Below are 1,063 nucleotides of genomic sequence, written 5' to 3'. Positions count from 1 at the left end.
TCCATAGTGAAAATCTATATTTTGTATCACTTGTGCATGTCGTTCAATGGCAAAAGGATCTTGACCGATAAACAAATGTTCATGTCCCTCAAGCCCCATCATTAAATCTCCTGATCCCACTCCCGTTATTCCTTCATCCGTATGTACATAGACAACGGTAGAAGCAAACTTCTTGCGGGGCTCGGGGTCCCAAGCTGCTTTAAAAGGCGGATTTAAAGGCAGTAAATAATGTTTGATCTCTATTCCCGTAATTTTCATTGAATACTAATCTCCTTACATTTCAGCATTTTTACTTTCACTTATATCTATTGCAAGATGCGTGCCAAGTTTAAATGATTGATGTAATCAATACTTAATAGAAAACAAAAAATAAATTGTAGAAAATTCACACAATTAACTGTAGAAATTTTCTACACTCTACAATAAAAAAGAGGTTGAGACATAACGAAATAAATCCAATTGAAAGACGAACAAATGAGATACATGAGCTGGACTGCTTATTACACCGCAGTTGATTTCCGTGCAAGACTTCGCTTTCCGCGGGCGGCCGCTGAGCCTCCTCGTCGCTTGCGCTCCTGCGGGGTCTCACCTGTTCCGCTTTTCCCGCAGGAGTCTTCGCCTTGCCCTCCAATCAACTGCTAGAAGGAACGAAACAAATAAAACGATATGCATCATCCAAAAAAAAACGAACTACTCATCAAACAGGTTGATGAATGGTTCGTTTTTTACTTGGGCTCAACTACTTTTGTCCCAGCCTCTTTAAGTTAACTATTATTTATGAAGTGTTGACATAAAAGGCGTGATAATGGTAACTTTTAGTTATAATTGTTAACTTTATATTTTTTTAGTTTACTAAAGTGGAGGGGAATCGATGGAAACCACAAGTTTAAGAGATTGGAAAGCACTTGCTCAGTCTATTATTAAAGGGAAAGAAATTACATATAAAGAAGCGCTTCAACTTCTTTATGTACCGGATGAAGAAGTGTTAGAGGTCATGAATGCCGCGTACTTAATTCGTCATCATCATTATGGAAAAAAAGTAAAGCTTAATATGATTATTAAT

Annotated in this window: 2 pseudogenes; one reads left to right on the top strand and one right to left on the bottom strand. The window is 37.3% G+C overall.

Annotated elements, in window-relative coordinates:
• Positions 1 to 258, bottom strand: a pseudogene (locus tag AC27IT_RS27680) (mandelate racemase/muconate lactonizing enzyme family protein); the annotation flags it as partial.
• 613 nt (positions 259 to 871) lie between these two features.
• On the opposite strand from AC27IT_RS27680, the pseudogene AC27IT_RS27675 reads away from it, so the two are divergent.
• Positions 872 to 1,063 (top strand): annotated as a pseudogene (locus tag AC27IT_RS27675) (biotin synthase BioB); the annotation flags it as partial.

It is taken from the genome of Brevibacillus sp. YAE8 (assembly GCF_057543335.1).
This window is presented reverse-complemented; position numbering and strand designations above follow the sequence as displayed.